Origin of the sequence: Hafnia alvei (assembly GCF_900095695.1) — a bacterium.
GTDB classification, from domain to species: Bacteria; Pseudomonadota; Gammaproteobacteria; order Enterobacterales; family Enterobacteriaceae; genus Hafnia; species Hafnia alvei_B.
In genome coordinates this window covers 97,952-122,119 of sequence record NZ_FMIQ01000014.1, presented here as the reverse complement: position 1 = coordinate 122,119, position 24,168 = coordinate 97,952, and the positions used below count along the sequence as shown (strand labels likewise).

At 50.4% G+C, this 24,168-nt stretch carries 17 protein-coding genes and 2 tRNA genes; 13 read left to right on the top strand and 6 right to left on the bottom strand.

Annotated features, from left to right (window positions below; all coding sequences use genetic code 11):
• Window positions 1–11: 11 nt before the first annotated feature.
• Window positions 12–746 (bottom strand): succinate dehydrogenase/fumarate reductase iron-sulfur subunit, encoded by a 735-nt coding sequence (locus BN1044_RS05275; RefSeq protein ID WP_025798733.1) that lies wholly within the window; start codon window positions 744–746, stop codon window positions 12–14.
• Window positions 739–2,538 carry a fumarate reductase (quinol) flavoprotein subunit gene (gene frdA, locus BN1044_RS05270; protein WP_040046330.1) on the bottom strand — a complete coding sequence of 600 codons (1,800 nt, stop codon included), beginning with the start codon at window positions 2,536–2,538 and terminating at the stop codon, window positions 739–741. The genes BN1044_RS05275 and frdA overlap by 8 nt, the downstream gene beginning before the upstream one ends.
• Window positions 2,539–2,956: 418 nt before the next feature.
• On the opposite strand from frdA, the gene epmA reads away from it, so the two are divergent.
• The gene (epmA, locus tag BN1044_RS05265) at window positions 2,957–3,934 is read left to right on the top strand and encodes an elongation factor P--(R)-beta-lysine ligase (protein ID WP_025798737.1); all 978 of its coding nucleotides are present in this window, start codon (window positions 2,957–2,959) and stop codon (window positions 3,932–3,934) included.
• A gap of 575 nt (window positions 3,935–4,509) precedes the next feature.
• Here epmA and mscM read toward each other — a convergent pair.
• From mscM to rsgA, 3 genes are all read right to left on the bottom strand, one after another.
• Window positions 4,510–7,827: a miniconductance mechanosensitive channel MscM gene (mscM, locus tag BN1044_RS05255; protein WP_072307832.1), complete on the bottom strand. Its 3,318-nt coding sequence runs from the start codon at window positions 7,825–7,827 to the stop codon at window positions 4,510–4,512.
• 236 nt (window positions 7,828–8,063) lie between these two features.
• Window positions 8,064–8,999, bottom strand: a complete 936-nt coding sequence (gene asd, locus BN1044_RS05250; protein ID WP_072307900.1) for an archaetidylserine decarboxylase — start codon at window positions 8,997–8,999, stop codon at window positions 8,064–8,066.
• A gap of 309 nt (window positions 9,000–9,308) precedes the next feature.
• Window positions 9,309–10,346, bottom strand: coding sequence for a small ribosomal subunit biogenesis GTPase RsgA (rsgA, locus tag BN1044_RS05245; RefSeq protein WP_072307831.1), 1,038 nt, complete (start codon window positions 10,344–10,346; stop codon window positions 9,309–9,311).
• Window positions 10,347–10,517: 171 nt separating this feature from the next.
• Between rsgA and orn the strand changes: the two genes are divergently transcribed.
• The 3 genes from orn (at window position 10,518) to BN1044_RS05230 (ending at window position 11,572) form a co-directional block, all read left to right on the top strand.
• Window positions 10,518–11,063: an oligoribonuclease gene (orn, locus tag BN1044_RS05240; RefSeq protein ID WP_072307830.1), complete on the top strand. Its 546-nt coding sequence runs from the start codon at window positions 10,518–10,520 to the stop codon at window positions 11,061–11,063.
• A 299-nt stretch (window positions 11,064–11,362) separates the two neighbouring features.
• Window positions 11,363–11,438: transfer RNA gene (locus BN1044_RS05235), tRNA-Gly, on the top strand.
• Window positions 11,439–11,496: 58 nt separating this feature from the next.
• Window positions 11,497–11,572: transfer RNA gene (locus BN1044_RS05230), tRNA-Gly, on the top strand.
• A gap of 311 nt (window positions 11,573–11,883) precedes the next feature.
• Here BN1044_RS05230 and queG read toward each other — a convergent pair.
• Entirely contained in the window at window positions 11,884–13,029 is a 1,146-nt protein-coding gene (queG, locus tag BN1044_RS05225; protein ID WP_072307829.1) for a tRNA epoxyqueuosine(34) reductase QueG, read from the bottom strand.
• On the opposite strand from queG, the gene nnr reads away from it, so the two are divergent.
• The 9 genes from nnr to hflC all read left to right on the top strand — a co-directional run bounded on the left by nnr (window position 13,028) and on the right by hflC (window position 24,149).
• Entirely contained in the window at window positions 13,028–14,536 is a 1,509-nt protein-coding gene (nnr, locus tag BN1044_RS05220) for a bifunctional ADP-dependent NAD(P)H-hydrate dehydratase/NAD(P)H-hydrate epimerase (protein ID WP_072307828.1), read from the top strand. The two genes, queG and nnr, sit on opposite strands and share 2 nt — an antisense overlap.
• 89 nt (window positions 14,537–14,625) lie before the next feature.
• A complete protein-coding gene (gene tsaE / locus BN1044_RS05215; protein WP_025798750.1) occupies window positions 14,626–15,096 on the top strand; it encodes a tRNA (adenosine(37)-N6)-threonylcarbamoyltransferase complex ATPase subunit type 1 TsaE in 471 nt (156 codons plus the stop codon).
• Between the two features lie 3 nt (window positions 15,097–15,099).
• Window positions 15,100–16,869, top strand: coding sequence for an N-acetylmuramoyl-L-alanine amidase AmiB (amiB, locus tag BN1044_RS05210; protein ID WP_072307827.1), 1,770 nt, complete (start codon window positions 15,100–15,102; stop codon window positions 16,867–16,869).
• Window positions 16,870–16,919: 50 nt separating this feature from the next.
• Window positions 16,920–18,839 carry a DNA mismatch repair endonuclease MutL gene (gene mutL / locus BN1044_RS05205; protein ID WP_072307826.1) on the top strand — a complete coding sequence of 640 codons (1,920 nt, stop codon included), beginning with the start codon at window positions 16,920–16,922 and terminating at the stop codon, window positions 18,837–18,839.
• Window positions 18,840–18,862: 23 nt separating this feature from the next.
• Window positions 18,863–19,810 carry a tRNA (adenosine(37)-N6)-dimethylallyltransferase MiaA gene (gene miaA / locus BN1044_RS05200; RefSeq protein ID WP_072307825.1) on the top strand — a complete coding sequence of 316 codons (948 nt, stop codon included), beginning with the start codon at window positions 18,863–18,865 and terminating at the stop codon, window positions 19,808–19,810.
• A 311-nt stretch (window positions 19,811–20,121) separates the two neighbouring features.
• A complete protein-coding gene (gene hfq, locus BN1044_RS05195; RefSeq protein ID WP_025798759.1) occupies window positions 20,122–20,427 on the top strand; it encodes an RNA chaperone Hfq in 306 nt (101 codons plus the stop codon).
• Window positions 20,428–20,525: 98 nt separating this feature from the next.
• On the top strand, window positions 20,526–21,806 hold the full coding sequence (gene hflX / locus BN1044_RS05190; protein ID WP_072307824.1) for a ribosome rescue GTPase HflX: 1,281 nt from the start codon (window positions 20,526–20,528) through the stop codon (window positions 21,804–21,806).
• Between the two features lie 70 nt (window positions 21,807–21,876).
• The gene (hflK, locus tag BN1044_RS05185; RefSeq protein WP_072307823.1) at window positions 21,877–23,148 is read left to right on the top strand and encodes an FtsH protease activity modulator HflK; all 1,272 of its coding nucleotides are present in this window, start codon (window positions 21,877–21,879) and stop codon (window positions 23,146–23,148) included.
• The gene (gene hflC, locus BN1044_RS05180; protein ID WP_040046320.1) at window positions 23,148–24,149 is read left to right on the top strand and encodes a protease modulator HflC; all 1,002 of its coding nucleotides are present in this window, start codon (window positions 23,148–23,150) and stop codon (window positions 24,147–24,149) included. The genes hflK and hflC overlap by 1 nt, the downstream gene beginning before the upstream one ends.
• Window positions 24,150–24,168 lie beyond the last annotated feature (19 nt).

Sequence of the window (24,168 nt, the reverse complement as noted above, 5' to 3'; positions counted from 1 at the left end):
TTCATCCTCCCTTATTGCGGTTTCAGCATCGCGATCATGAAGTCTTTCGCACTTTCAACTTTGCCTTGCTGGATAGCTGCGGCTGGGTCGACGTGTTTTGGACAAACTTCTGAGCAATAACCGACGAAGGTACAAGTCCAAACGCCGTTATCGGAGTTCAGAACAGGCATACGCTCTTTCTTCCCGTGGTCACGGGTATCCAGATTGTAACGGTGTGCCAGAGTGATAGCGGCTGGGCCGATGAACTCAGGGTTCAGACCAAACTGTGGGCAGGCTGCGTAGCACAGACCACAGTTAATGCAGCCGGAGAACTGATGGTATTTTTCCATCTGAGCTGGGGTCTGCAGGTTGGTGCCGTCTTCTGGTTTACGGTTGTTACCGATGATGTATGGCTTAATGGCTTCCAGACTTTCGATAAAGTGAGTCATATCGACCACCAGATCGCGTTCTACTGGGAAGTTGCCTAACGCTTCAACGCGCATACCGGTTGGGTAGTCACGCAGGAAGGTTTTACACGCCAGCTTAGGCACGCGGTCAACCATCATGCCGCAAGAGCCACAGATTGCCATACGGCAAGACCAGCGGTAAGACAGGTCGGCAGCCAGATTATCTTTGATGTAGCCTAACGCATCCAGCAGGGAAGTCGTTTCGTCATACGGGACGTCATACGTCACGAAATGCGGCTCGGCATCCTGTTCTGGGTTATAGCGCATGACTTCCATTTTTAAGATTTTCATCTCAGCCATTCGCTTGCTCCTTATTCTTTGCATCCTGAGCTTCTGCTTCAGCACCGTATACACGTTTCGCTGGTTGCAGTTTGGTAATTTTCACGTCGCTGTATTCAATGCGTGGGGCGAGGCCGTCGGCATTTTTGAATGTCAGGGTGTGCTTCAGGAAGTTAACGTCATCACGCTCGGTGCAACCTTCATCCAGACGCTGATGCGCGCCACGGGATTCTTTACGGTTGATTGCCGCATGAGCCATACATTCAGCCACGTTCAGGCCGTGACCCAATTCGATGGTGTACAGTAGGTCGGTATTGAAGACGCTAGAGTTATCAGTGATTTTGACGCGTTTGAAACGTTCTTTCAGTTCGGCCAATTTATCAACGGTTTTCTGCATCAGGTCAGTAGTACGGTAGATACCACAGCCTTCTTCCATTGACATGCCCATCTCGTCACGGATTTTCGCCCAGCTTTCAGTACCTTCCTGATTAGCCAGCGCGTGCAGACGTGCTTCAACGTCTTTTGCCTGTGCATCTAGCGCGCTGCCGTTAGCCGGAGTCGCTTCCTGTGAGCGCTGAACAGCGTGTTCGCCCGCAACGCGGCCAAATACCACCAGCTCTGCCAGAGAGTTAGAACCCAGACGGTTTGCACCGTGCAGACCAACAGAAGAACATTCACCCACGGCGAATAGACCCTGAATGCGGGTTTCGCAGGTCTGGTTGGTTTCAATACCACCCATGGTGTAGTGCGCAGTTGGACGAACTGGGATCGGCTCTTTAACCGGATCGACGCCCACGTAAGCTTTAGACAGCTCACAGATGAACGGCAGACGCTCCAGCAGTTTTTTCTCACCCAGATGACGCAGGTCCAGATAGACCACGTCGCCGCGCGGAGTAGAGATGGTGCGACCTGCGCGCCACTCGTGCCAGAATGCCTGAGAAACTTTGTCGCGTGGACCCAGTTCCATGTATTTGTTTTTTGGTTCGCCGAGTGGGGTTTCAGGGCCCATTCCGTAGTCTTGCAGATAGCGATAGCCATCTTTGTTGACCAGAATACCACCTTCACCACGACAGCCTTCAGTCATCAGGATCCCTGAACCCGGCAGGCCGGTTGGGTGATACTGAACAAATTCCATATCGCGTAAAGGAATACCGTGATCTAACGCCATGCCCATACCGTCGCCGGTCACGATGCCGCCATTGGTGTTGTAGCGATACACACGGCCTGCGCCGCCTGTTGCCATAACCACGGCGTTTGCACGGATCTGAACCAGAGTACCTTCCATCATATTCATGGCAACAAGGCCGCGTGCTTTGCCTTCGTCGACCAGAATGTCGAGAACGAAGTGCTCATCAAAGCGCTGAATCTGTGGATATTTTAAGGAAGTTTGGAAAAGAGTGTGCAGCATATGGAAGCCGGTTTTATCCGCGGCGAACCATGTACGCTCAATCTTCATCCCGCCAAAACGGCGAACGTTAACGGAACCGTCAGGTTTACGGCTCCAAGGGCAACCCCATTGCTCAAGCTGAGCCATTTCGCGAGGACAGTTATGGACGAAATGATCCACCACATCCTGTTCACAAAGCCAGTCACCACCAGCAACGGTATCGTTGAAATGGTAGTCGTATGAGTCGTGAGCCTGAGTAACGGCCGCTGATCCGCCTTCTGCGGCCACGGTGTGGCTACGCATTGGATATACTTTAGAGATAAGCGCGATCTTCAGTTGAGGGTTGGCTTCCGCTGCTGCAATTGCTGCACGTAAACCAGCACCCCCTGCCCCGACGATGGCAAGGTCTGCGTTAAAGGTTTGCACTGCATTCCTCCGGGTGATCAATTGTCAATATCAATTAAAATGAATAACCATTCCAAATGTCGCACTAAAGAGAAGTAGTAGCAGATATTCAAACAGTTGCTCTCTTTTAGTACGCATCGGGAATGGCTAGGATTTATAAGTTCAAGTGATGAAATTATACCTAAAACGAAGTAGTAGAAACTTGATGTGATCGATTGTTTTGCTGTTTTTCCTAATAACCGTAGTACAAAAATGTGATATCAGCGCTATTTTTGCCTGTTCTCGTGGTTTTTATTTATTTTATGTTCTTTTTAAAGAATATAGAGCAGCCAATAGTTTTGCCTAGTGGTTATTAGCTCACTCAGTGAGCGCCAATGGTTTGTCTGCCTGCGATGATGCGGGTAGACTGCACATCCTGTTTTATAGCGGAGTAATTATCATGAGCGAAACGGCAAGCTGGCAGCCAAGTGCCCCTATCGCCAATTTGTTGAAGCGCGCGACAATCGTGTCCACCATTCGCCGATTTTTCTCGGACCGCGGTGTTCTTGAAGTCGACACGCCTGCGATGAGTCAGGCCACGGTAACGGACATTCATCTTGTGCCATTCCAAACCCACTTTGTGGGCCCTGGTGCGGCGCAGGGCATGACGCTATACATGATGACCAGCCCGGAATACCACATGAAGCGCCTGTTAGCTGCAGGCAGTGGTCCTATCTATCAGCTCGGAAAAAGCTTCCGCAATGAAGAGTCAGGTCGACATCATAATCCTGAATTCAGCATGCTGGAGTGGTATCGCCCACACTACGACATGTACCGTTTAATGAATGAAGTCGACGATCTTCTGCAACAGGTATTGGAATGCGACAGCGCCGAAACGCTGTCCTATCAGCAGGCGTTTATTCGTCATTTGGATATGGATCCGCTTTCTGCCGATAAAGTACAGCTGCGCGAAGTGGCGGCGAAGCTCGATCTGAGCAACGTGGCCGATCAAGAAGAAGATCGCGATACGCTGCTACAGCTGCTGTTTACCTTTGGCGTGGAGCCGAATATTGGCCGTGATAAGCCAACGTTTGTGTATCATTTCCCTGCCTCGCAGGCTTCTTTAGCGCAAATCAGCACCGAAGATCACCGTGTGGCAGAGCGTTTTGAGGTCTATTACAAAGGCATCGAACTGGCGAATGGTTTCCATGAGTTAACGGATGCACGCGAGCAGCGTATGCGCTTTGAACAAGATAACCGTAAACGCGCTGCAATGGGCTTGCCAGAGCATCCACTGGATGAGAATCTGCTGGCGGCACTAGAGCACGGTTTGCCGGATTGCTCGGGTGTCGCACTTGGCGTTGATCGATTGATTATGCTGGCGCTTAAAGCAGAACGGTTAAGTGAAGTGATTGCGTTTCCGGTGGATAGGGCGTAGGTAATTTTTGGCTCAAGCCACGCTGCCTTGCATTTAGAATCTTTTATGTGAGAGCGGTGAAAGATTTCGTCCGCCCGTGAGCATTTGTGTTTCTATGAAACCGCAGACGTAGGCGTCCGAGAAGAGGTTGCCAGCGCGCAACCTCTTCACTCTCGCGCTTTTCACCGAGTCGTTTGGCCGACCGGTCTCGGAGCGCACGTCCTGTGCGCCCTCAACCTGCCACCAGCATCCCTGCTGGCGGCTCTAAATCGCATTTTTTAAACATAAAAAAGACAAAGATTTTATTATCTCTTCTTTCTTATCTTTTAATCGTTTAAGTCTTGGTAGAGAGAGCCGCCGGTACAGGGATGTACCGGTGGAGTTTGGGGCGCCCGGGATGGGCGATACCAAACCGGAGCGGAGATGGCGTCTCGGATAAAAAGCGCGAGGATTGAAGGGGCGCGCGCTGGCGCCCCTCATCGGTCGCCTACTACGTAGTTTGTATATGAATACAGCAGCGGATAGGCGAACGAAACCTTACACCGCCATTGCATTTATGGCAGGCAAAGTTTCTCATCGTTATTTAATAACTGAGGTTATAGCCCCCCAGTCGTAAACGTCCTTCTTATACTTCCTCGCGCCTGCCGCAATGTATCGGTGCTCACTTGGAACGGTGGGAACGGCAGTTTCAGATCGTGCTGCTGGAAGCCAGCCAAGATCAACTGATGGATCTCGTGTCGCAGTGGCATGCGGTGCGCCATTTCAGCAGCGTAAATACGCAGCTCGAAAATCTGGATCCCTTGTTGTATATCCACAAGATATGCCTCTGGCGCGGGCGTTTCTAACACCAGCGAGCATTTGGATGCCGCTTCAAGCAGAACGTCTGTTACTTCTTGGCTACTGGCTGTTGCCTCGGCAGGAACGGTAAGCACAACACGGGTGACGGCATCGCTTAACGACCAGTTGATAAATTGCTCAGTAATAAAGGCCTTGTTGGGCACAATGATCTCTTTGCGGTCCCAGTCTGAAATCGTGGTTGCGCGCGTATTGATTTTGGTCACGGATCCGGTGAGATCGCGGATTGTCACGGTATCGCCGATGCGGATCGGTTTTTCAAACAAGATGATCAGACCTGAGGCAAAGTTAGCAACGATCTCCTGTAAACCGAAGCCCAAACCGAGGGTCAGAGCGGCGACCAACCATTGTAATTTCGCCCATTCAATACCCAACATTGAGAAGCCAATTAGACCGCCTATCAACAACAACAGATATTTGGTGATGGTGGTAATGGCGTATCCGGTGCCTGGCGTTAAATCAAGGTGTTGCAGCAACCCAAGTTCCAGCAGCGCTGGCAGGTTTTTGACTAGCTGCACCGTGACGATCATGACTAATATCGCGATTAGCACCGCGCCGAGCGTAATAGGCTGCAGGCTTTCAACTCCCTGCGATGAGCTGGTCACATCCCACAGACGAATGTTCTCTAAAAATGCGAAGGCTGAATGTAATTCAGACCACAGCCAAATAAGCGATACCAGCGCAATCATGGTAAGAATCGAACGAACCAACCGAAGCGATTGAGCACTGATAGCGTCGAGATCGACCACTGGCTCTTCAATGTCCTGACTCCCTTCGACGCTGTGCGGAGTTGAGTCTTCTTCACCCTTGGTTCGCTTCTCTAAGCGTTCTGCACGGCGCTGTTTGGCTCGCTCAAAGGCGATACGGCGGCGCTGAATCAACATCCAACGGCGGATGATGTAATACACCACTAACAAGATGAACCAGATGGCCACCGAGCTTTCTAGACGGGCTAATAAAATTTGCGCCGTGTTGAAATAGCCCAGCAGAGAAGCGAAAGCGGCTACCAGCGGTGCACACAGCAAAATCCACCACAGCGCATGGTTAATGAGATTTTCGCCGTCGCCCTGCTTGTTGAGGTAAAGCGGGATGCCTGCACGTTTCAGGCTGGTGGTTAGCAGGCTGAGCGCCACACAAAGCATGATGAAACAGGCGCGCCCCAGCGAGCCTGCAAACGCACGATCGTCGAGATTATCGAAGGTGACGAGCGCCATTAGCAGCGGCACGATCAGCCAAATCGACATGAGGTAGTAACGCATTGCGCGCTTAACCGGTTGTTCTTCCCAACGGAAATGCGCAATGAACAGTCCGTTTGGATGGGCAAATGCGGCGCTGATCATAAATGCCCACAGCACCGGTAACGCAGCCGTTACGCCATCACCGATGGCAACGGCCATCGGGTAAGGCCATGCATTTTGTAATCCATAACCTAACGCCGCCCACAGCACCGGCAGCGGCAACGCCACGAGAATTGACCAGAACACCGTGCGCAGCGTGAGCGAAATATGGTCTTGGGTTACTTTACCAACCTTACTGCTGGCACGCTCCATAAAGGCCTGATAATGGCGGCGAGAATAAAAACTAAAGCCAACCAGTAATAGGGCACCAAACAGCGGTAACAGCGTTTCTTTCGTGGTTAGCATCATGAGAAACGCTTGGCTAAGCTGAGAAAGCGTATCCAATGACAGCAGGCGGTTGAGGCTCTGTATAACGTCTAACGGTGCACTCACGCCTAGAGGATCGACGTCTGCCGCCCAGAAAAGATAACGGTGGGTGGCGTCTTTAATCTCGGTCAGCGCATCAATAAGCTGGGTGTTGGCGACTTTGAGCTTGGTTAATTCTAGGATTTGCGAATCACAGCCGGAAAGCAGCGAGTTCAGTAGCTCGCGCTGTGTTTTAAGCTGCGGCTGTAACAAACGCTGCTGTGAAGCTGTTAAGGGCTTACCATCGTTTTGTTTATAGTCGGCGGCCGGTTCAATTTTGTTGAGCAGGTTTTCAAAAGATAGACGTTGAACACGCAGTTTGGCCATATCCCCATCGAGCTGCTGCGGTTTAGGCATATCAGGCAAACGCGCAACCTGCGCACGTAGCGTTTCCCCTAACGCGGTGGAAACTCCTAGCCACTGGGCTTGTTCACGAATGGTGCTTAGAGCCTGACGCACCTGAATAGTTTGCGCCGCGGCGGTTCGCTGTTGATTGGCAATATCATCCATGCGCGCCGCTTGCTCATTCAATGCGCGGGATAGTTCCTGATTGATTTTTAGCTGTTCGGAAATTGATTTGGGTAAATCCCCGCTTTGTTCAACTAATTGTTGAGTTCGTTCTAAGGCCTGTTCGGCTTCACGCTGACGTTGAATATTCAGCGAGTTACGCAAATCTTGTAACTGAAGATCGAGGCGCTCATGGCGTTTGCGCAGTACATCTGCCTGTAGACGCGCCAATTCCTGACGGTTATTAGCAGAAAGCTGTTCCAGCTCGAGTTCGTCGACCAACGCTTTACGTGCCGCGACCTCGGCCTGTAGCTGGTTTGATTGCGCCTGCGCCAACGGAGAACTGGTGACAACCAGATTTTGCAGGCGGCGTTCGGCCTCCGTTAAGTCCTTGCGGGCGGTAGCCTGTTTGAGGGGAACCTGACTCAGCGAATCACTGATAACACGCGAGCGGTCGAGTTCTTGCTGTAACTGACGTGAAACTTCCAGCAGCTGGCTGCTAATTTGCAGAATTTGTTGTTCTGCGTCGCTAGCAGGTATCGATGCCGCGGGCAGCGGTGGGGTGCTTTCATCGCTGAGCTGTTGGCGGAGTTCTCGCGTGAGTTTGGGGAAATCGCTGATGGATTTCTGATATTGCTGAGTACGCTGAGCAGACGCTTTACTCTCATTAAGCCAGTTAATTGCGCTCTGAAGCGCCTCAACCAGTTCAGCCTGATTGGGGGTATTTTTATTGGATTCGGCTTGTTTGAGTTCTTGGGCGAGCTGTTGCTCATTCAGTGCGGCGTTCGCACTAAGTGGAAGGGATAACATCAGTAACCCGGTTATCAACAATTTGGTAATCAGGCGCATAACTCTTCCTTTCTTTTTACGAACGTTTCTCGGATTAATTCTTTATACCCGTCATACTTCAAGTGGCATCTTTGTTGGCCTTCCTCGCTCACCCCAGTCATTTACTTATGTAAACTCCTAGGGATTCACTGCGTCGCCGCCTCAATGCGACTTGAATTATTTTGGGTATATAAACTAAAGAATAAAGGCGGGAAAGATGGCAAGCCCACATCAATTGTGGCTTGCCACTACGCGTTTTACTCTGCGGCAGGTGTTTCGGTCTGCTCGACGATGTCTTCTGCGATCACGGTTTCTGCGGGTACCGCTGCACTAACGCCGTGAGCAAATTCAGCCCCCATGAGCGTTTTGGCTCCGCTGGCTAGCGTGGCGTTAAATTCGATGCGGTTGGCGGCAAACAGGTTGATAACCGTAGAGCCAAGTTTGAAGCGGCCCATTTCTTCGCCTTTTTTCAGCACTACCGCGCCTTCATTACCCGCAGTTGGGTAAGTCCAACGCTGAATAATACCTTCGCGAGTTACGTTCACCGTTCCAGACCAAACGGTCTCGATGCTGCCGACAATCGTTGCACCGACTAAAATCTGTGCCATTGGGCCGAAATCTGTGTCAAAAATGCAAATTAGACGCTCATTGCGTGCGAACAGATTAGGAACGTTAGCGGCAGTAAGCGGGTTTACCGAGAACAGATCGCCAGGAACGTAGATCATTTCACGCAATACGCCGTTACAAGGCATATGAACGCGGTGGTAATCACGTGGCGACAGGTAGGTCGTGGCAAAATGACCATCTTTGAATTCGTCGGCCAACAAATAGTTGCCAGCTAACAGGGCTTCTAGAGAGTAGTCATGGCCTTTGGCCTGCAAGATTTTACCTTGTTCGATTTTACCTAATTGGCTGATTGCGCCGTCGGCAGGTAAAACCAGTCCGTCGGCGTGATCGGCAACCGGACGCACACCGCTGCGCAGTGGACGAACAAAGAATTCATTAAACGTTTTGTAGTGCTCAGGGTTTGGATAGAGCGCTTCTTTCATATTTACTTTGTAATAGCCAACGAAAGCTTTGATAACCGCTTGGGTCAGCCAGCCAGCCTTTTTGTTCGCGCCCCAACCAGCAAGACGAGTCAGGCCTTGTTTAGGCAGTAAATATTGAAGTTTAATTTTAATGCTATCGAGCACGTTAGCCTCTTCCAATGGGTCAGTTTCCGAGGGACGCTGGAATAAAAATTTGCGCCGTCGGAATAAATTCTCAATAAATTGGTCTGCTTTTTAACACTTCGCATGCTGATTTTCCACCATCCAAGGAGTGGTGAATAACACGCCACTAAAGCAAAACCGTGATGCTTTTGCGGTGACCTAGGTCACATTGAGGCCGCACCAGATAGGCACGCCCGTTTATATTCTTAATATTTGAGGCCGCATCACGAGAGACACGCTAACGTGATGCGGACACAATTATTCTATAACTCAATCAATAATCAGAAAATTCTAATCTTCGTTAAAGAAGTTTTTACGCGTTTTTACCTGCGACATACTTTCTAAAATGCGGTGATAGTTATCATAGCGCTCTTCGGCAATCTCGCCGTTTTCTGCGGCTTCACGCAGCGCGCAACCGGGATCGTTGTCGTGCTTACAGTCGCGGAATTTGCAGCTACCGAGGTATTTGCGGAATTCAATGAAGCCCAACGTAACCTGTTCTGGATCGAGATGCCATAGGCCAAACTCGCGGATCCCTGGGGAGTCGATAATATCCCCGCCCTGTGGGAAGTGGTAAAGACGCGCCGCCGTGGTGGTGTGCTGGCCTAAACCTGAGTTATCAGAAACGGCGCCCACCAAGATAGGGTTGAGTTCTGGCAGTAAGGCATTCAGCAGGCTGGATTTCCCCACGCCGGACTGGCCCGCAAAAATGCTGATGCGATCGGTGAGGGCATTCTGTAGTTCAGAGATACCTTCCTGCGTGTGGCTTGATACCATGAGTACGCGATAGCCAATATGGCGATAGATATCCATCGCTTCTTCGACAAATTTACGCCCTTCGTCATCAAGCAAATCGATTTTATTGAGCACAATCAATGGCTCAATTTCTAAGGTTTCACAGGCGACCAGATAACGATCGATAATATTCAGCGACAGTTCGGGCAAGATGGCCGACACAATAACGATTTGGTCGATGTTGGCGGCAATCGGTTTTAGACCGTCGTAGAAATCGGGACGAGTTAGCATTGAGGTGCGTTCATGCACGGCTTCCACAATGCCTTTTACGCCCGGCTGTGCGCCAGAACGCCACACCACGCGATCGCCGGTAACCAGTGAACGAATGGTTCGACGGATATTACAGCGGTGCTGAGTGCCATCGGCGGCTTCAACGTCGGCATGTTTGCCGAAACGGCTGACAACAATCCCTTCTTGTGGCTCGCCAAACAGGGAGTCATCCAGTTCTGGTCTATTATCAGTTTTGGTCAGGCGACGCTGATGGTTTGCCTGCACACGGCGTTGTTGGCCTTTCGATAGTTTGATCTTACTCACTGCGCCTCACTCATTTGTTTGAACGAACTCGACGTTAGTTTGATGCAGCGCCACGTTCGGCGGGCATGCAAACCCATATCAAAAACGAATCTGAAATTGACGACCATCGCTCGTTGTCGCCAAAAAGACTATGATACACGCTATTGATGAAGAAGAAGAGCCGAGGCCGCAATGAGTGAAAGTGAAACAAATTTAATCTGGATCGATTTAGAAATGACGGGGCTTGATCCCGAAGTCGATCGCATCATTGAGATTGCGACGTTGGTGACCGATGCCAATTTGAATATTCTGGCAGAAGGGCCGGTGATTGCGGTACATCAATCGGATGAACAGTTGGCGCTGATGGATGAGTGGAACGTGCGCACGCATACCGGTAGTGGCTTGGTTGATCGCGTTAAAGCCAGCACTATTGATGACGCAACCGCCGCACAGAAAACCATTGAGTTTCTACAGCAGTGGGTGCCTGCGGGCGTTTCTCCTATCTGTGGTAACAGCGTAGGGCAAGATCGCCGTTTCCTGTTCCGTTATATGCCTGAGTTGGAAAAGTATTTCCACTATCGCTATCTGGACGTGAGTACGCTGAAAGAATTGGCACGTCGCTGGAAGCCCGAGATTTTGCCAGGTTTCAAAAAGCAGGGGACGCATCAAGCGTTGGATGACATCCGCGAATCTGTGGCAGAGCTCGCCTATTACCGTGAAAACTTTATCAAGCTTTAAACGCTAGCACTTTGAAGCGCTAACGCGCCGCGATGAAGATTTTTAGCGGATATTCATCGCGGTATTTACGCTGCGAACCACCGATATTTAACGCAATAGTTGTTTTTTATCCGGATGTTGTCGATAATTCGCGCTTGTTGCCGTTTTTATCGGCAAACGAACGAAATTTAAAAAATTTTCTTGTTAGGGGCTTGCAGGGGAAAGAAATTCTCGTATAATGCGCTCCCCGTACCGACACGGAATTACGAGTTCTTCGGATATCGTTTTAATCAGTGTTTGATACGAAATTGCACGACAATGCGGGAATAGCTCAGTTGGTAGAGCACGACCTTGCCAAGGTCGGGGTCGCGAGTTCGAGTCTCGTTTCCCGCTCCAATTTCTAACGCCGTTATTACTGACCCAGTAGTAAGGTGTCGATGCTAAAGCGTCAAATGCGGGAATAGCTCAGTTGGTAGAGCACGACCTTGCCAAGGTCGGGGTCGCGAGTTCGAGTCTCGTTTCCCGCTCCAATTTTCTTCTTAAAATTCTTCTAAATTTAGTGATGCCTCATGTGGGCAGTTTCTCTATTTGTCATAATCAGTATGATTTTCATGAACAGAGTTATCCACAGGCTAGCCAGCATATCTTTCTCATACCTTCCTAGAACCAGCACAAGACCATTAAATTAACTATTTGATTTAACTTAATTAATTTAATGTTAAAAATGGCATATGGATCACTTGCACTTTGTCTTGCTGTTGAATCACAAACTAAATTTATTTTTATGCACAGGCAAAGGGCAACAAAATTTAACGCTGATAAACATGATATTCCCAGTGGGTCATGCGTCTCTCGGCAGGCCTTTCTCAATGGCTCTAATAAGCCGCTTCTGTTGACTGGTCTGAATTTCTATTGCGTTTTCACTGCGTTTTTCTTGCTGTTGTTTAACCGCCCATTCGATATGTTCATCTAAAACTTCAGACAATCCCATTCTTGATTGCAGCAGAGGAATAATCTGTGCGTCGTAGGGAGCATTACCCAAAGCGACGCTAATATTGCGCAGCCAGCGCAGATGTCCAATGCGACGAATGGCTGAACCCTCGGTGATTTTTAGGAAGGTCTTTTCATCCCACTGAAACAGCGCGATCAACTCTGGCGTGTGCAGATTTTGGCGCGGGCTAAAATCGCCTTCTTCCGTTAGCTGAGAAAAGCGATTCCACGGACAGATCATCTGGCAATCATCACATCCATAGATTCTATTACCCATCAGCGGCCGGTACTCTTCCGGTATGGCGCTTTCTAGCTCGATGGTGAGATAGGAAATGCAGCGGCGGGCATCCACGACATAAGGCTCAACAATTGCGCCGGTTGGGCACGTGGTGATGCAGGCCACGCAGCGGCCACATTGCTCTTCTTGAGGCTTATCAACTGGGAGTGGGAGATCGAGTAATAGCTCACCTAAAAAGAACCAGGACCCCGCCTCTTTGTTCAAAATTAGTGAGTGTTTACCAACCCAGCCAATTCCGGCTTTAGCGGCTAAAGGACGTTCCAAAATAGGGGCGGAATCCACGAATGGGCGAGAGTTAACGTCGATACCAATGCAATACTCTTGGATCATATCGCCTAAACGTTTAAGCCGATTACGTAGCAGCTTGTGATAATCCCGCCCAAGGGCGTAGCGGCTCACATAGCCTAGTTGTGGATTTTTGAGTGTTTTAGCGAAAGACGCGTTGGCTGGAAGATAGTTCATACGCACGCTGATAACCCGCAACGTGCCGAGATGTAATTCGTGCGGTCTGGCTCGCATCATGCCGTGGCGCGCCATCCACGCCATCTCACCGTGATACTGCTTATCGAGCCATGCCTGCAGGCGCGGCTCTTCAACCGATAGGTCGGTATCACATATTCCAACCTGCTGGAATCCTAGCGATTGCCCCCATTGCTTGATATGTTGGGCTAACTGATTGAGATCGAGGGGGTGTGTCATGACGGGCCATTATCAGAAACATTTCAACTCCAGTTTACCATATTCTGTTTATCCTGCGGATAACGTGCGTGAGCTTGAGCAGCGAGCGGTATCTGAGCTGGGGTTATCTTTGTATCAGCTAATGGAACGTGCAGGACAGGCTGCTTTTCATCGCGCGCGACAATTTTATCCCACCACTCGCCGCTGGTTGGTGTTGTGCGGTCATGGCAATAACGGCGGTGATGGCTATGTCGTGGCGCGTTTAGCGCGGCAATTAGGCATTCTGGTCACGTTGGTTGCGGTTGAGCATAATGGGCCGTTACCGCCGGAGGCGCAGCAGGCTCAGGATGCTTGGATCCGCGCCGGTGGCGAGATTCAGGGCGTTAGCACGGAATTTGCTGGTGATATTGAACTGATTATTGATGGGCTGTTCGGCATTGGTTTACGTGCGGCACCGCGTGAGCCGTATGCGTCATTGATTCAAGCGGCAAATCAGCATCCTGCCCCGATACTCTCTCTTGATATTCCCTCTGGTCTGAATGCCGATACCGGCCATGCAGATGGCGCTGTTATTCAGGCTCAGCACACTCAAACGTTTATTGCCTGCAAACCTGGGCAACTCACCGGATATGCCCGCGATGTGGTCGGCACATTACATTGTGACGAGCTGGGCTTATCTCACTGGCTCAAAAAGCAGAATGCGCCGATTGCGCGGCTTGATGCCAGCCTGCTGAATACGTGGCTGCATCCTCGACGTCCGTGTTCGCATAAAGGCGATAATGGTCGTCTCGTGCTGATCGGTGGCGATCACGGTATGGCTGGCGCTATTCGCATGGCGGGTGAGGCCGCGCTGCGTAGCGGTGCTGGATTAGTGCGAGTACTTACTCACATTGAGCATATTTCGCCATTGCTAACGTCTTGCCCTGAGATGATGGTGCAGGCGTTAACCAAAGCTTCGCTTGAAGCCGCGCTTGATTGGGCTGACGTGATTGTGATTGGCCCCGGTTTAGGTCAAACAGAGTGGGCTCGCCAAGCCGTGCAGCAACTTCAACGTTTCGAAAAACCGATGCTGTGGGACGCCGATGCGCTGAATTTATTGGCACAGTCACCGAGTGTGAATCAGCAACGTATTTTGACACCGCATCCTGGTGAGGCTGCAAGGCTACTAAATTGCAGTGTGGCTGACATTGAACTAGATAGAATGAAGGCGGTAAAAAAACTTCAGCAAAAATATGGCGGCGTGGTGGTGCTAAAAGGTGCTGGAACGCTAATTGCCAGCGAAAAAAACGTGTCCGTTGCGGATGTGGGAAACCCTGGGATGGGAACCGGCGGGATGGGGGACGTTTTGTCTGGTATTATCGGCGGTTTGCTGGCACAAAAGCTTCCGCTGTATGATGCTGCCTGTTCTGGATGCGTGGTACACGGTGCGGCGGCCGATGAAATTGCTGAAAAGTTTGGTGAGCGCGGCATGTTAGCGACAGATCTTTTTGCCGCTATTCGCCATTATGTGAACCCTAAGACGGCTTAAGAGTCTGACGTATTGCCATAGCAAACTGTTATCGAACACGCTGATCCTAAAGAAAAACCTTAATAAAGAACCAGTAAGAAATAACTATTATGAAAAACATCGTACTTTCTTTGCCGGATGAAACGGCAACCATCGCATTGGGTACTTCACTGGCGAACGCCTGTGATAGTGCGACCGTTATTTACTTATATGGTGACTTAGGTGCGGGCAAAACCACCTTTAGCCGTGGTTTTTTACAGGCGTTAGGCCACAAGGGAAACGTTAAGAGTCCAACCTATACCTTGGTTGAACCCTATGCGTTAACGCCTATGAACGTTTATCACTTCGATTTATATCGTTTGGCCGATCCTGAAGAACTCGAGTTTATGGGGATCCGCGACTATTTTGATGAGAATGCCATCTGTTTGGTGGAGTGGCCGCAGCAGGGCGAAGGCTTTTTACCAAATCCAGATCTGAGCCTGCATATGGCTTATCAGGGCGAGGGCCGAGAAGCGTCGATTGACGCTCATACGCCACATGGCCAGTCGATTTTGGCACGATTGAACGGGCAACAAGGGTAGTCGATGATGCGCATGTGGAAGCGAATCTGTACGGTAACGTGGTTAGGATTGTTAGGACTGCTGTTCTCTGGCGCGATTAGTGCGGCGCAGCTGACCAATATTCAGGTTTCAAACGGCAAAAACGAAGCGCGCGTGACGCTGAGTTTCAACGGAGCACCCACCTATACTTTTTCTTCCCAGCCGAGTTCAAATCGGGTGCTGGTTAATATTTCTGAAACTAAAAAAATCACCAGTGGCCTGCCGATGACGTTCAGCGGCGAGAATATGCTGAGCCGAATTCGGGCGGGTAGTATTGCGGGCGATAATAACGTTCAACTGATTTTTGATGTGACGCGCAAAGCCAAGGTGAGTGCCTCTAATCAAGGGCAGATGGTTGTTTTTACGTTGAAATATGACGCCCCTGTGGCCGCGCCAAAACCGGTGTTTAATCAACCGCGTACGACTTCTCATGGTTCGGCGCGCAGCGTAGCGCCAGCCACTGCGCCATCAAACGGCGGAAATCCATTTAATCCAACCAAGCCAACGGTTGTCACCACCACTGAAACACCTGCTGTTCCCGTTTCGCGCCGTAGCTCGCGATCTGATGGTTCGCAGGTGGTCGTTGCTATCGATGCCGGACACGGTGGGCAAGATCCCGGCGCGATTGGCGGCAATGGCCTGCGTGAGAAGAACGTAACGTTAGCGATTGCCAAGCGTTTACAGAATTTGATGGATGACGACCCGATGTTTAAGCCGGTATTAACCCGCACCGGTGACTACTTTATTTCTGTCATGGGGCGTTCCGATGTGGCGCGTAAGCAACAGGCCAATCTGTTGATTTCAATTCATGCGGATGCGGCACCAAATCGCAGTGCGACCGGTTCGTCTGTATGGGTGTTGTCAAACCGTCGTGCTAACAGTGAGATGGCGGGATGGCTGGAACAACACGAGAAACAGTCAGAATTGCTGGGTGGCGCGGGTGATGTATTAGCCAATAGCGGAGACGATAAGTACCTTAGCCAAGCGGTTCTCGATTTGCAGTTCGGCCATTCCCAGCGCGTTGGCTATGACGTCGCGGTGCAGGTGATTCGTCAAATGCAGTCCATTGGCAATCTGCATAAACGTCGCCCTGAACACGCAAGCTTAGGCGTTCTACGCTCGCCGGATATTCCGTCTCTGCTGGTAGAAACGGGCTTTATTAGTAATGCTGGCGAAGAACGCTTGTTGGGCAGCGCTGCCTATCAAGAGAAAATCGCGCAGGCTATTTATAAGGGGGTGCGGAGCTATTTCCTTTCGCATCCGTTGCAAAATGGCCCAAAGGTCGAAAACCGGCCGCAGAGCTTAGTGTCGGCCGGTAGCTCTAGCAAAACACCAACTGCAAGCCGTATTGTGAGTGAGAGCACGAGCAGCGTGAGTTCTGGTGCAACGCAGATTCACGTTGTGAAGCGCGGTGAAACCTTGCTGGGCATCGCCAATCGCTACGGCACGACCATGACCAAGCTGATGCAGCAAAATAGCCTGAAGAAAGAAGGCGTTTGGGTTGGGCAAAGGCTGAAAGTTCCTGCTGGGAATCGCGTAGCGGCTGCTGCGGTATCTGCAACTGCTAGCAAAACAGCCGCGAGCAAAACCGTAAGCACCAAAGCCAAGCGTGTGACTCATACGGTAAAACGTGGTGATACGTTGACAAAAATCGCCGCCAGCTATGGTGTGAGCATGAGCAAAATTCAGCAGGCTAATAAGATGAAATCAGGTGAAGTCCAGATTGGACAAACGCTGGTGATCCCACAGGCTTAATTTTTGATTCCACTCTTTGTTATTTAAGGTTCTCTAACCAAGGAAAACATATGCCGATTCAGGTTTTACCTCCGCAGCTTGCCAACCAAATCGCCGCGGGCGAAGTGGTGGAGCGCCCTGCATCGGTGGTTAAAGAGCTGGTGGAGAACAGTTTAGATGCTGGAGCCACGCGGATCGATATCGAGATCGAGCGCGGCGGTGCCAAGCTGATCCGTATTCGAGATAACGGCTGCGGGATTAACAAAGACGAATTGGCCTTGGCGTTAGCGCGCCATGCCACCAGCAAAATCACGTCACTTGACGATCTTGAGGCCATCATGAGCCTCGGGTTTCGTGGAGAAGCGCTGGCGAGCGTCAGTTCGGTCTCGCGCTTAACCATGACGTCGCGTACTGCCGAGCAAAGCGAAGCATGGCAGGCCTACGCGGAAGGGCGTGACATGGCGGTAACCGTGAAGCCTGCCGCTCACCCGATAGGCACAACCGTTGAAGTCTTGGATTTGTTCTACAACACGCCAGCTCGGCGCAAATTCATGCGTACCGAGAAGACGGAGTTTGGCCATATTGATGAAGTGGTGCGGCGCATTGCTTTGGCTCGATTTGACGTGACGATCCAACTGCATCACAACGGTAAAATGATGCGCCAATACCGTGCAGTCAAAGAGGACGGGCAAAAAGAGCGCCGTTTAGGATCGATCTGCGGTACCGCATTTATTCAGCATGCGCTGGAAATAAAATGGGAGCACGGGGATTTAGCCATTCATGGCTGGGTTGCCGATCCGGTAGGCTCACGTCAGTTGACCGAAATGCAGTACAGCTATGTCAATGGCCGTATGATGCGCGATAAATTGATTACCCATGCTATCCGCCAAGCCTACCAAGATCAGCTGAAAGACGACCAGCAGCCAGCCTACGTTCTCTATTTGACCGTTGATCCGCATCAGGTTGATGTCAACGTGCATCCGGCCAAGCATGAGGTGCGTTTTCATCAGGCGCGTTTAGTGCATGATTTTATCTATCAGGCGGTGATTTCGGTCCTGCAACAGGCTGTACAGCCTTCGTTGCCCGAGGTGGTGGCTGAAACAGAAGAAGCGCCACGTTGGGAGCCGGAAAACCGCATCGCGGCAGGCGTTAACCAGTTCAGTAAAACCCCGATGCGTGAACCCTCACCGGCATACGGTAAATCAACTTCGCACGGTTCTGCTTCCGAGAAACGGGCGCCAAGTGAAAACCGTCATTTTTCCGCAGGTGACGGCTATCAAAAACAGGAAGGGCAGCTATACCAGCGTTTGATGCAGGTTCCCGAAAAACGGATGCCTCAGCCGCAGGTGGTGCAACATCAAGACGCTCTTTCTGCGGAAAATAGCCGTAAGACAGAGATGTTCCCGCAGCCTGCTTCAGCGCCGTTGCAACACGGTGAGAATAGTTTTGGACGCGTTCTGACGATCTGTGAGCGCCATTACGTGCTGCTAGAACGCCAGCACGGCGTAGCCTTATTAAATTTAGACGTCGCTGAAATCGAACTGCGTCAGGTGCAGTTATTACCCGGCGCAGAAGGTTTACGCCCACAGCCGCTGTTGATTCCGGTTAAGCTCACGCTGAATGCAGAAGAAATCAAAGGTGCGCAAAGCGGAGCGGAAACGCTAAAGAATCTAGGCATTGATCTTATCTTGGAGCGCCAGCGAGCCACGCTACGGGCCGTGCCGCTGCCGTTACGCCATCAGAACCTACCGCAGCTTATCCCTGCGTTGCTTGCCTTCTTAGCGGCAACGCCAGAAGCGGAATCGGGGGTGATAAGCAAATGGTTAGCCAGTCAATTAGCGACCGAGCGTGAGCAGTGGAGCGTTTCCCAAGCCATCCAATTGTTAGCCGAGGTTGAACGGCTTTGCCCTGTGCTGGTAAAGTCGCCGCCTTCTGCACTGTTGCACCCCGTAGATTTAACGCCAGCGCTGGTTTCGTTACAGTCCCATTGATTAAGAGCTGAATAAAATATTTTATGATTAACGCCAATAATTCTCTTCCTCCCGCCATTTTTATTATGGGGCCGACGGCGTCTGGGAAAACGGCCCTAGCTATGTCGCTGCGTGAGCGCTTTCCCGTTGAACTTATTAGCGTTGATTCTGCTCTAATCTACCGTGGAATGGATATTGGCACCGCAAAGCCAACGGCTGAGGAGCTTGCCCAAGCACCACATCGCCTGATTGATATCCGTGATCCTGCGGAAAGTTACTCTGCTGCGGATTTTCGTGCCGATGCATTGCGTGAAATGGCGAGCATTACCGCTGAAGGGAAAATTCCCGTCCTAGTCGGTGGAACCATGCTTTACTTTAAAGCATTGCTAGAAGGGCTTTCACCGTTACCAGCCGCGGATCAAGAGGTTAGAGCCCAGATCGAGAAACAGGCACAAGAACTGGGTTGGGAGGCGTTACATCATCAGTTACAGCAGGTTGATCCTGTCTCTGCGGCTAGGATTCATCCAAATGATCCACAGAGACTGAGTCGCGCACTGGAAGTTTTTCTTATTTCGGGTAAAACTTTAACTGAACTGACTAAAATTTCAGGCGAAACGCTACCCTACAATGTGCAACAGTTTGCGATTGCACCTGCAACGCGTGAGCAGTTACACCAGCGAATTGCCCTGCGTTTTGAGCAGATGATGGCCGCTGGCTTTGAAGCTGAAGCCCGAGCCTTGTTCGAACGTGGTGATTTGCACACAGACTTACCTTCTGTGCGCTGCGTGGGCTACCGCCAGATGTGGTCATATCTGGCGGGAGAAATAGACTACGATGAAATGGTTTACCGTGGAATTTGTGCAACACGCCAGTTGGCAAAACGTCAGATGACTTGGTTGCGCGGTTGGGAGTCTGTGCATTGGTTAGATAGTGATGAACCGTTGCAGGCTCTGGAAAGTGTGGCACAGGTTGTTCGTGCATCGCTTGATTGATTGTGTACAATTGAGGTGATTGGGCCGTAATTAGGCCGATGGGTACTTGAATCAGGGAGATTCATGCACCATATACTCATTATGTTTCACGTTGCAGGCGCGTTGTCGGTGTTTGTTCCTCGCAATCACATAGTTACCTATCTATCACAGGGGTATCTATGTTTCTGGGGACTCACGAATTTACGGCCTGTAGTGGGGATTATTGTGAGTTAAGTACTCAGTGCGCAAATTTTTACGCAGTTTATTTTGATTGGAGTCGTTGGACTCTTAGTAACATACAACAAACAACTAGCAAATAAGGAAAAGATAGAATGGCTAAGGGGCAATCTTTACAAGACCCGTTCCTGAACGCACTGCGTCGCGAACGAGTCCCAGTTTCGATCTATTTGGTGAATGGTATTAAGCTGCAAGGCCAGATTGAGTCTTTCGATCAGTTTGTCATTTTGTTGAAAAACACAGTTAGCCAGATGGTTTATAAGCACGCAATTTCTACCGTTGTTCCGTCTCGTCCGGTTTCTCATCATAGCAATAATCCGGGAACTGGTGGCAGCAGCAACTACCACGGTAGCAATCAGGCGTCTTCACCGTCGTCTCAGGACAGCGATGACGCTGAATAAGCCGCATCGTTCGTTATCTCAGTCGGAGGGTGTTAATGATCGTTTGTCATTGATGCTCTCCGTTCTCATCGGTCCTATCCGCTTGAGAGGTTTCACGTTTGTTTGACCGTTACGAAGCCGGCGAGCAGGCCGTATTGGTTCACGTCTATTTCTCCCAAGAAAGAGATATTGAAGATCTCAGAGAGTTTGAGTCCTTAGTCTCCTCAGCGGGCGTAGAAGCATTACGCGTTGTTACCGGCAGCCGCAAGGCCCCGCATCCAAAGTATTTTGTTGGCGAAGGTAAAGCCGAAGAAATCGCTCAGGCGGTTCAAGAAACCGGTGCCTCCGTCGTTCTTTTTGATCACGCATTATCCGCAGCTCAAGAACGCAATCTGGAAAAGTTATGCCAGTGCCGCGTGATTGATCGTACGGGTCTGATCCTCGACATTTTTGCGCAACGTGCACGTACCCATGAAGGTAAGTTGCAGGTTGAACTTGCTCAGCTACGCCATTTGGCTACGCGCTTGGTGCGTGGCTGGACTCACCTTGAGCGCCAAAAAGGTGGGATAGGTTTACGTGGTCCGGGCGAAACCCAGCTTGAAACAGACCGTCGTTTGCTGCGCGATCGCATCAGCCTGATTTTGTCTCGTCTTGAGCGCGTTGAAAAACAGCGCGACCAAGGTCGCCGTGCGCGTAGCCGTGCGGATGTTCCAACGGTGTCACTGGTGGGTTATACCAACGCCGGAAAATCAACGCTGTTTAACCATATAACCAAAGCAGATGTGTATGCTGCTGATCAACTGTTTGCTACGCTTGATCCGACGCTCCGTCGTATTGACGTCGTTGATGTTGGCACCACCGTTCTCGCCGATACGGTTGGGTTTATTCGCCATTTGCCCCACGATTTGGTGGCTGCGTTTAAGGCAACGCTGCAAGAAACCCGTCAGGCATCACTTTTATTGCACATAATTGATGCATCTGATGCCCGTGTTGATGAGAATATTGATGCAGTGAATACTGTATTAGCAGAAATTGAAGCAGATGAAATTCCTGTACTGCTTGTAATGAACAAAATTGATATGCTGGATGAGTTCGAACCGCGTATCGATAGGAACGATGAGAATTTACCTATTCGGGTTTGGGTTTCTGCGCAAACCGGAGTGGGAATTGATTTATTGTTCCAAGCGTTAACTGAGCGCTTGAGCGGAGAAATTGCAAGCTACGAGTTGCGATTGCCGCCTGAGGCAGGACGTTTACGTAGCCGTTTTTACCAGCTTCAGGCAATAGAGAAAGAGTGGACTGAAGAAGATGGCAGTATCGGGTTACAGATCCGGCTCCCAATTGTGGAGTGGCATCGACTTTGTAAACGTGAACAAGAATTACTAAAGTATATTATTTAGTAACACTTGGTTAATATCACCTACTCAAATGAGTCTGAAGAACACCAATCATTGAAGAATGGAGCGAAACATGGCGTGGAATCAGCCCGGTAATAACGGACAGGACCGCGACCCGTGGGGAGGCAGCAAGAATGATGGCGGCAACTCCGGCGGAAACAACAATAATGGTAACAACAATAATAGAGGTGGTCGCGATCAGGGACCTCCGGATCTGGATGATATCTTCCGTAAACTGAGCAAAAAGCTGGGTGGACTGGGCGGTAAAGGCACGGGTTCTAGCAATTCAGGCAATCCACGCGCACCTATGGGTGGCAAAGTGGTGGGTCTTGCCGTTGCAGCTGTGGTTGTCATCTGGGCAGCAAGTGGTTTCTATACCATTAAAGAAGCTGAACGTGGCGTCGTGACACGTTTTGGCAAATTCAGTCATCTGGTACAGCCAGGTTTGAACTGGAAACCGACTTTTGTTGATGAAGTGACTCCGGTGAACGTGGAATCTGTGCGTGAACTGGCAGCGTCCGGCGTGATGCTGACTTCGGATGAGAACGTGGTACGCGTTGAGATGAACGTACAGTACCGTGTAACCAATCCAGAAGAGTACTTGTTCAACGTGACCAATGCGGATGATAGTCTGCGTCAGGCGACTGACAGCGCGCTGCGTGCGGTTATTGGTAAATACTCAATGGATAAAATCCTCACCGAAGGCCGTACCATTATTCGTACGGATACTCAGAAAGTGCTGGAAGAAACCATTAAGCCTTACAAAATGGGGATTACCTTGCTGGACGTAAACTTCCAGACAGCGCGTCCGCCAGAAGAAGTTAAAGCGGCATTTGATGATGCGATTGCTGCACGTGAAAACGAACAGCAATACATTCGTGAAGCTGAAGCTTACGCCAACGAAGTTCAGCCTCGTGCGAACGGTCAGGCACAGCGTATTCTTGAAGATGCACGTGCTTACAAAGATCGTACCGTTTTGGAAGCTCAGGGTGAAGTCGGCCGTTTCGCTCGCTTGTTGCCTGAATACAAAGCGTCTCCGCAAATTACGCGTGAACGTATGTATCTGGAAACCATGGAACGCGTATTGGGTAGCACCCGTAAAGTGTTGGTTGATGATAAGAGCAATAACCTGATGGTTCTGCCTTTGGATCAGCTGATGCGCGGTGGCAAAACTGACGCGGCGGCGAAATCTGGCAGTCAGGATACCAGCCTGATTCGTTTAGACCCAACGCCTGCGGCGACCAAGTCATCTAGTAATGCAGATTCAAGTAGCAGCAGCGTGATGGACCAGCGTCGAGCTAATGCTCAGCGTAACGATACCAATCGTCAGGGAGAGAATAACTAATGCGTAAGTCTCTATTACTCGTTCTCATTGTTATCCTGGTGGTATTGTACGCATCACTGTTTGTGGTGACTGAAGGCCAGCGTGGCATCGTACTGCGTTTTGGTAAGGTTTTGCGTGATGATGAGAATAAGCCTTTGGTGTACGCACCAGGCCTGCATCTCAAAATACCGTTTATCGAATCTGTCAAAATGCTGGATGCACGTATCCAAACTATGGATAACCAAGCTGACCGTTTCGTCACCAAAGAGAAGAAAGACCTGATTGTTGACTCTTATATCAAGTGGCGCATCAGCGATTTCAGTCGTTACTACTTGGCAACCGGCGGTGGCGATGTTTCTCAAGCAGAAGTGCTGTTGAAACGTAAATTCAGTGACCGTCTGCGTTCTGAAATCGGTCGTCTGGATATCAAAGATATCGTAACGGATTCCCGCGGTAAGCTGATGGAAGACGTGCGTGATGCATTGAACACCGGTACGGTAGACGATGCCGCCGCAAGCGATGCAGATGATGCCATTGCCAGCGCAGCAGCACGTGTTGAGCGTGAAACTAGCGGTAAACAACCAGCGGTAAACCCGAACAGTATGGCTGCTCTGGGTATCGAAGTTGTTGACGTTCGTATCAAGCAAATCAACCTGCCAGCCGAAGTGTCTGACGCTATCTACAAGCGTATGCGTGCAGAGCGTGAAGCCGTAGCTCGTCGTCACCGTTCACAGGGTCAGGAAGAAGCTGAGAAGCTGCGTGCGACCGCGGACTATGAAGTGACACGTACACTGGCTGAAGCTGAGCGTCAGGGACGTATTACTCGCGGTGAAGGTGATGCGGTAACTGCTAAGCTGTTTGCCGATGCATTTAGCCAAGATCCTGACTTCTTCGCCTTCATTCGTAGCCTGAAAGCGTACGAAAATAGCTTCAAAGATGGCCAAGATGTGATGGTTCTGCGTCCAGACAGTGATTTCTTCAAATACATGAAATCACCAAACGGTAATGCAGCAGCTAAATAATCTTTGCTAGAGAAAACGT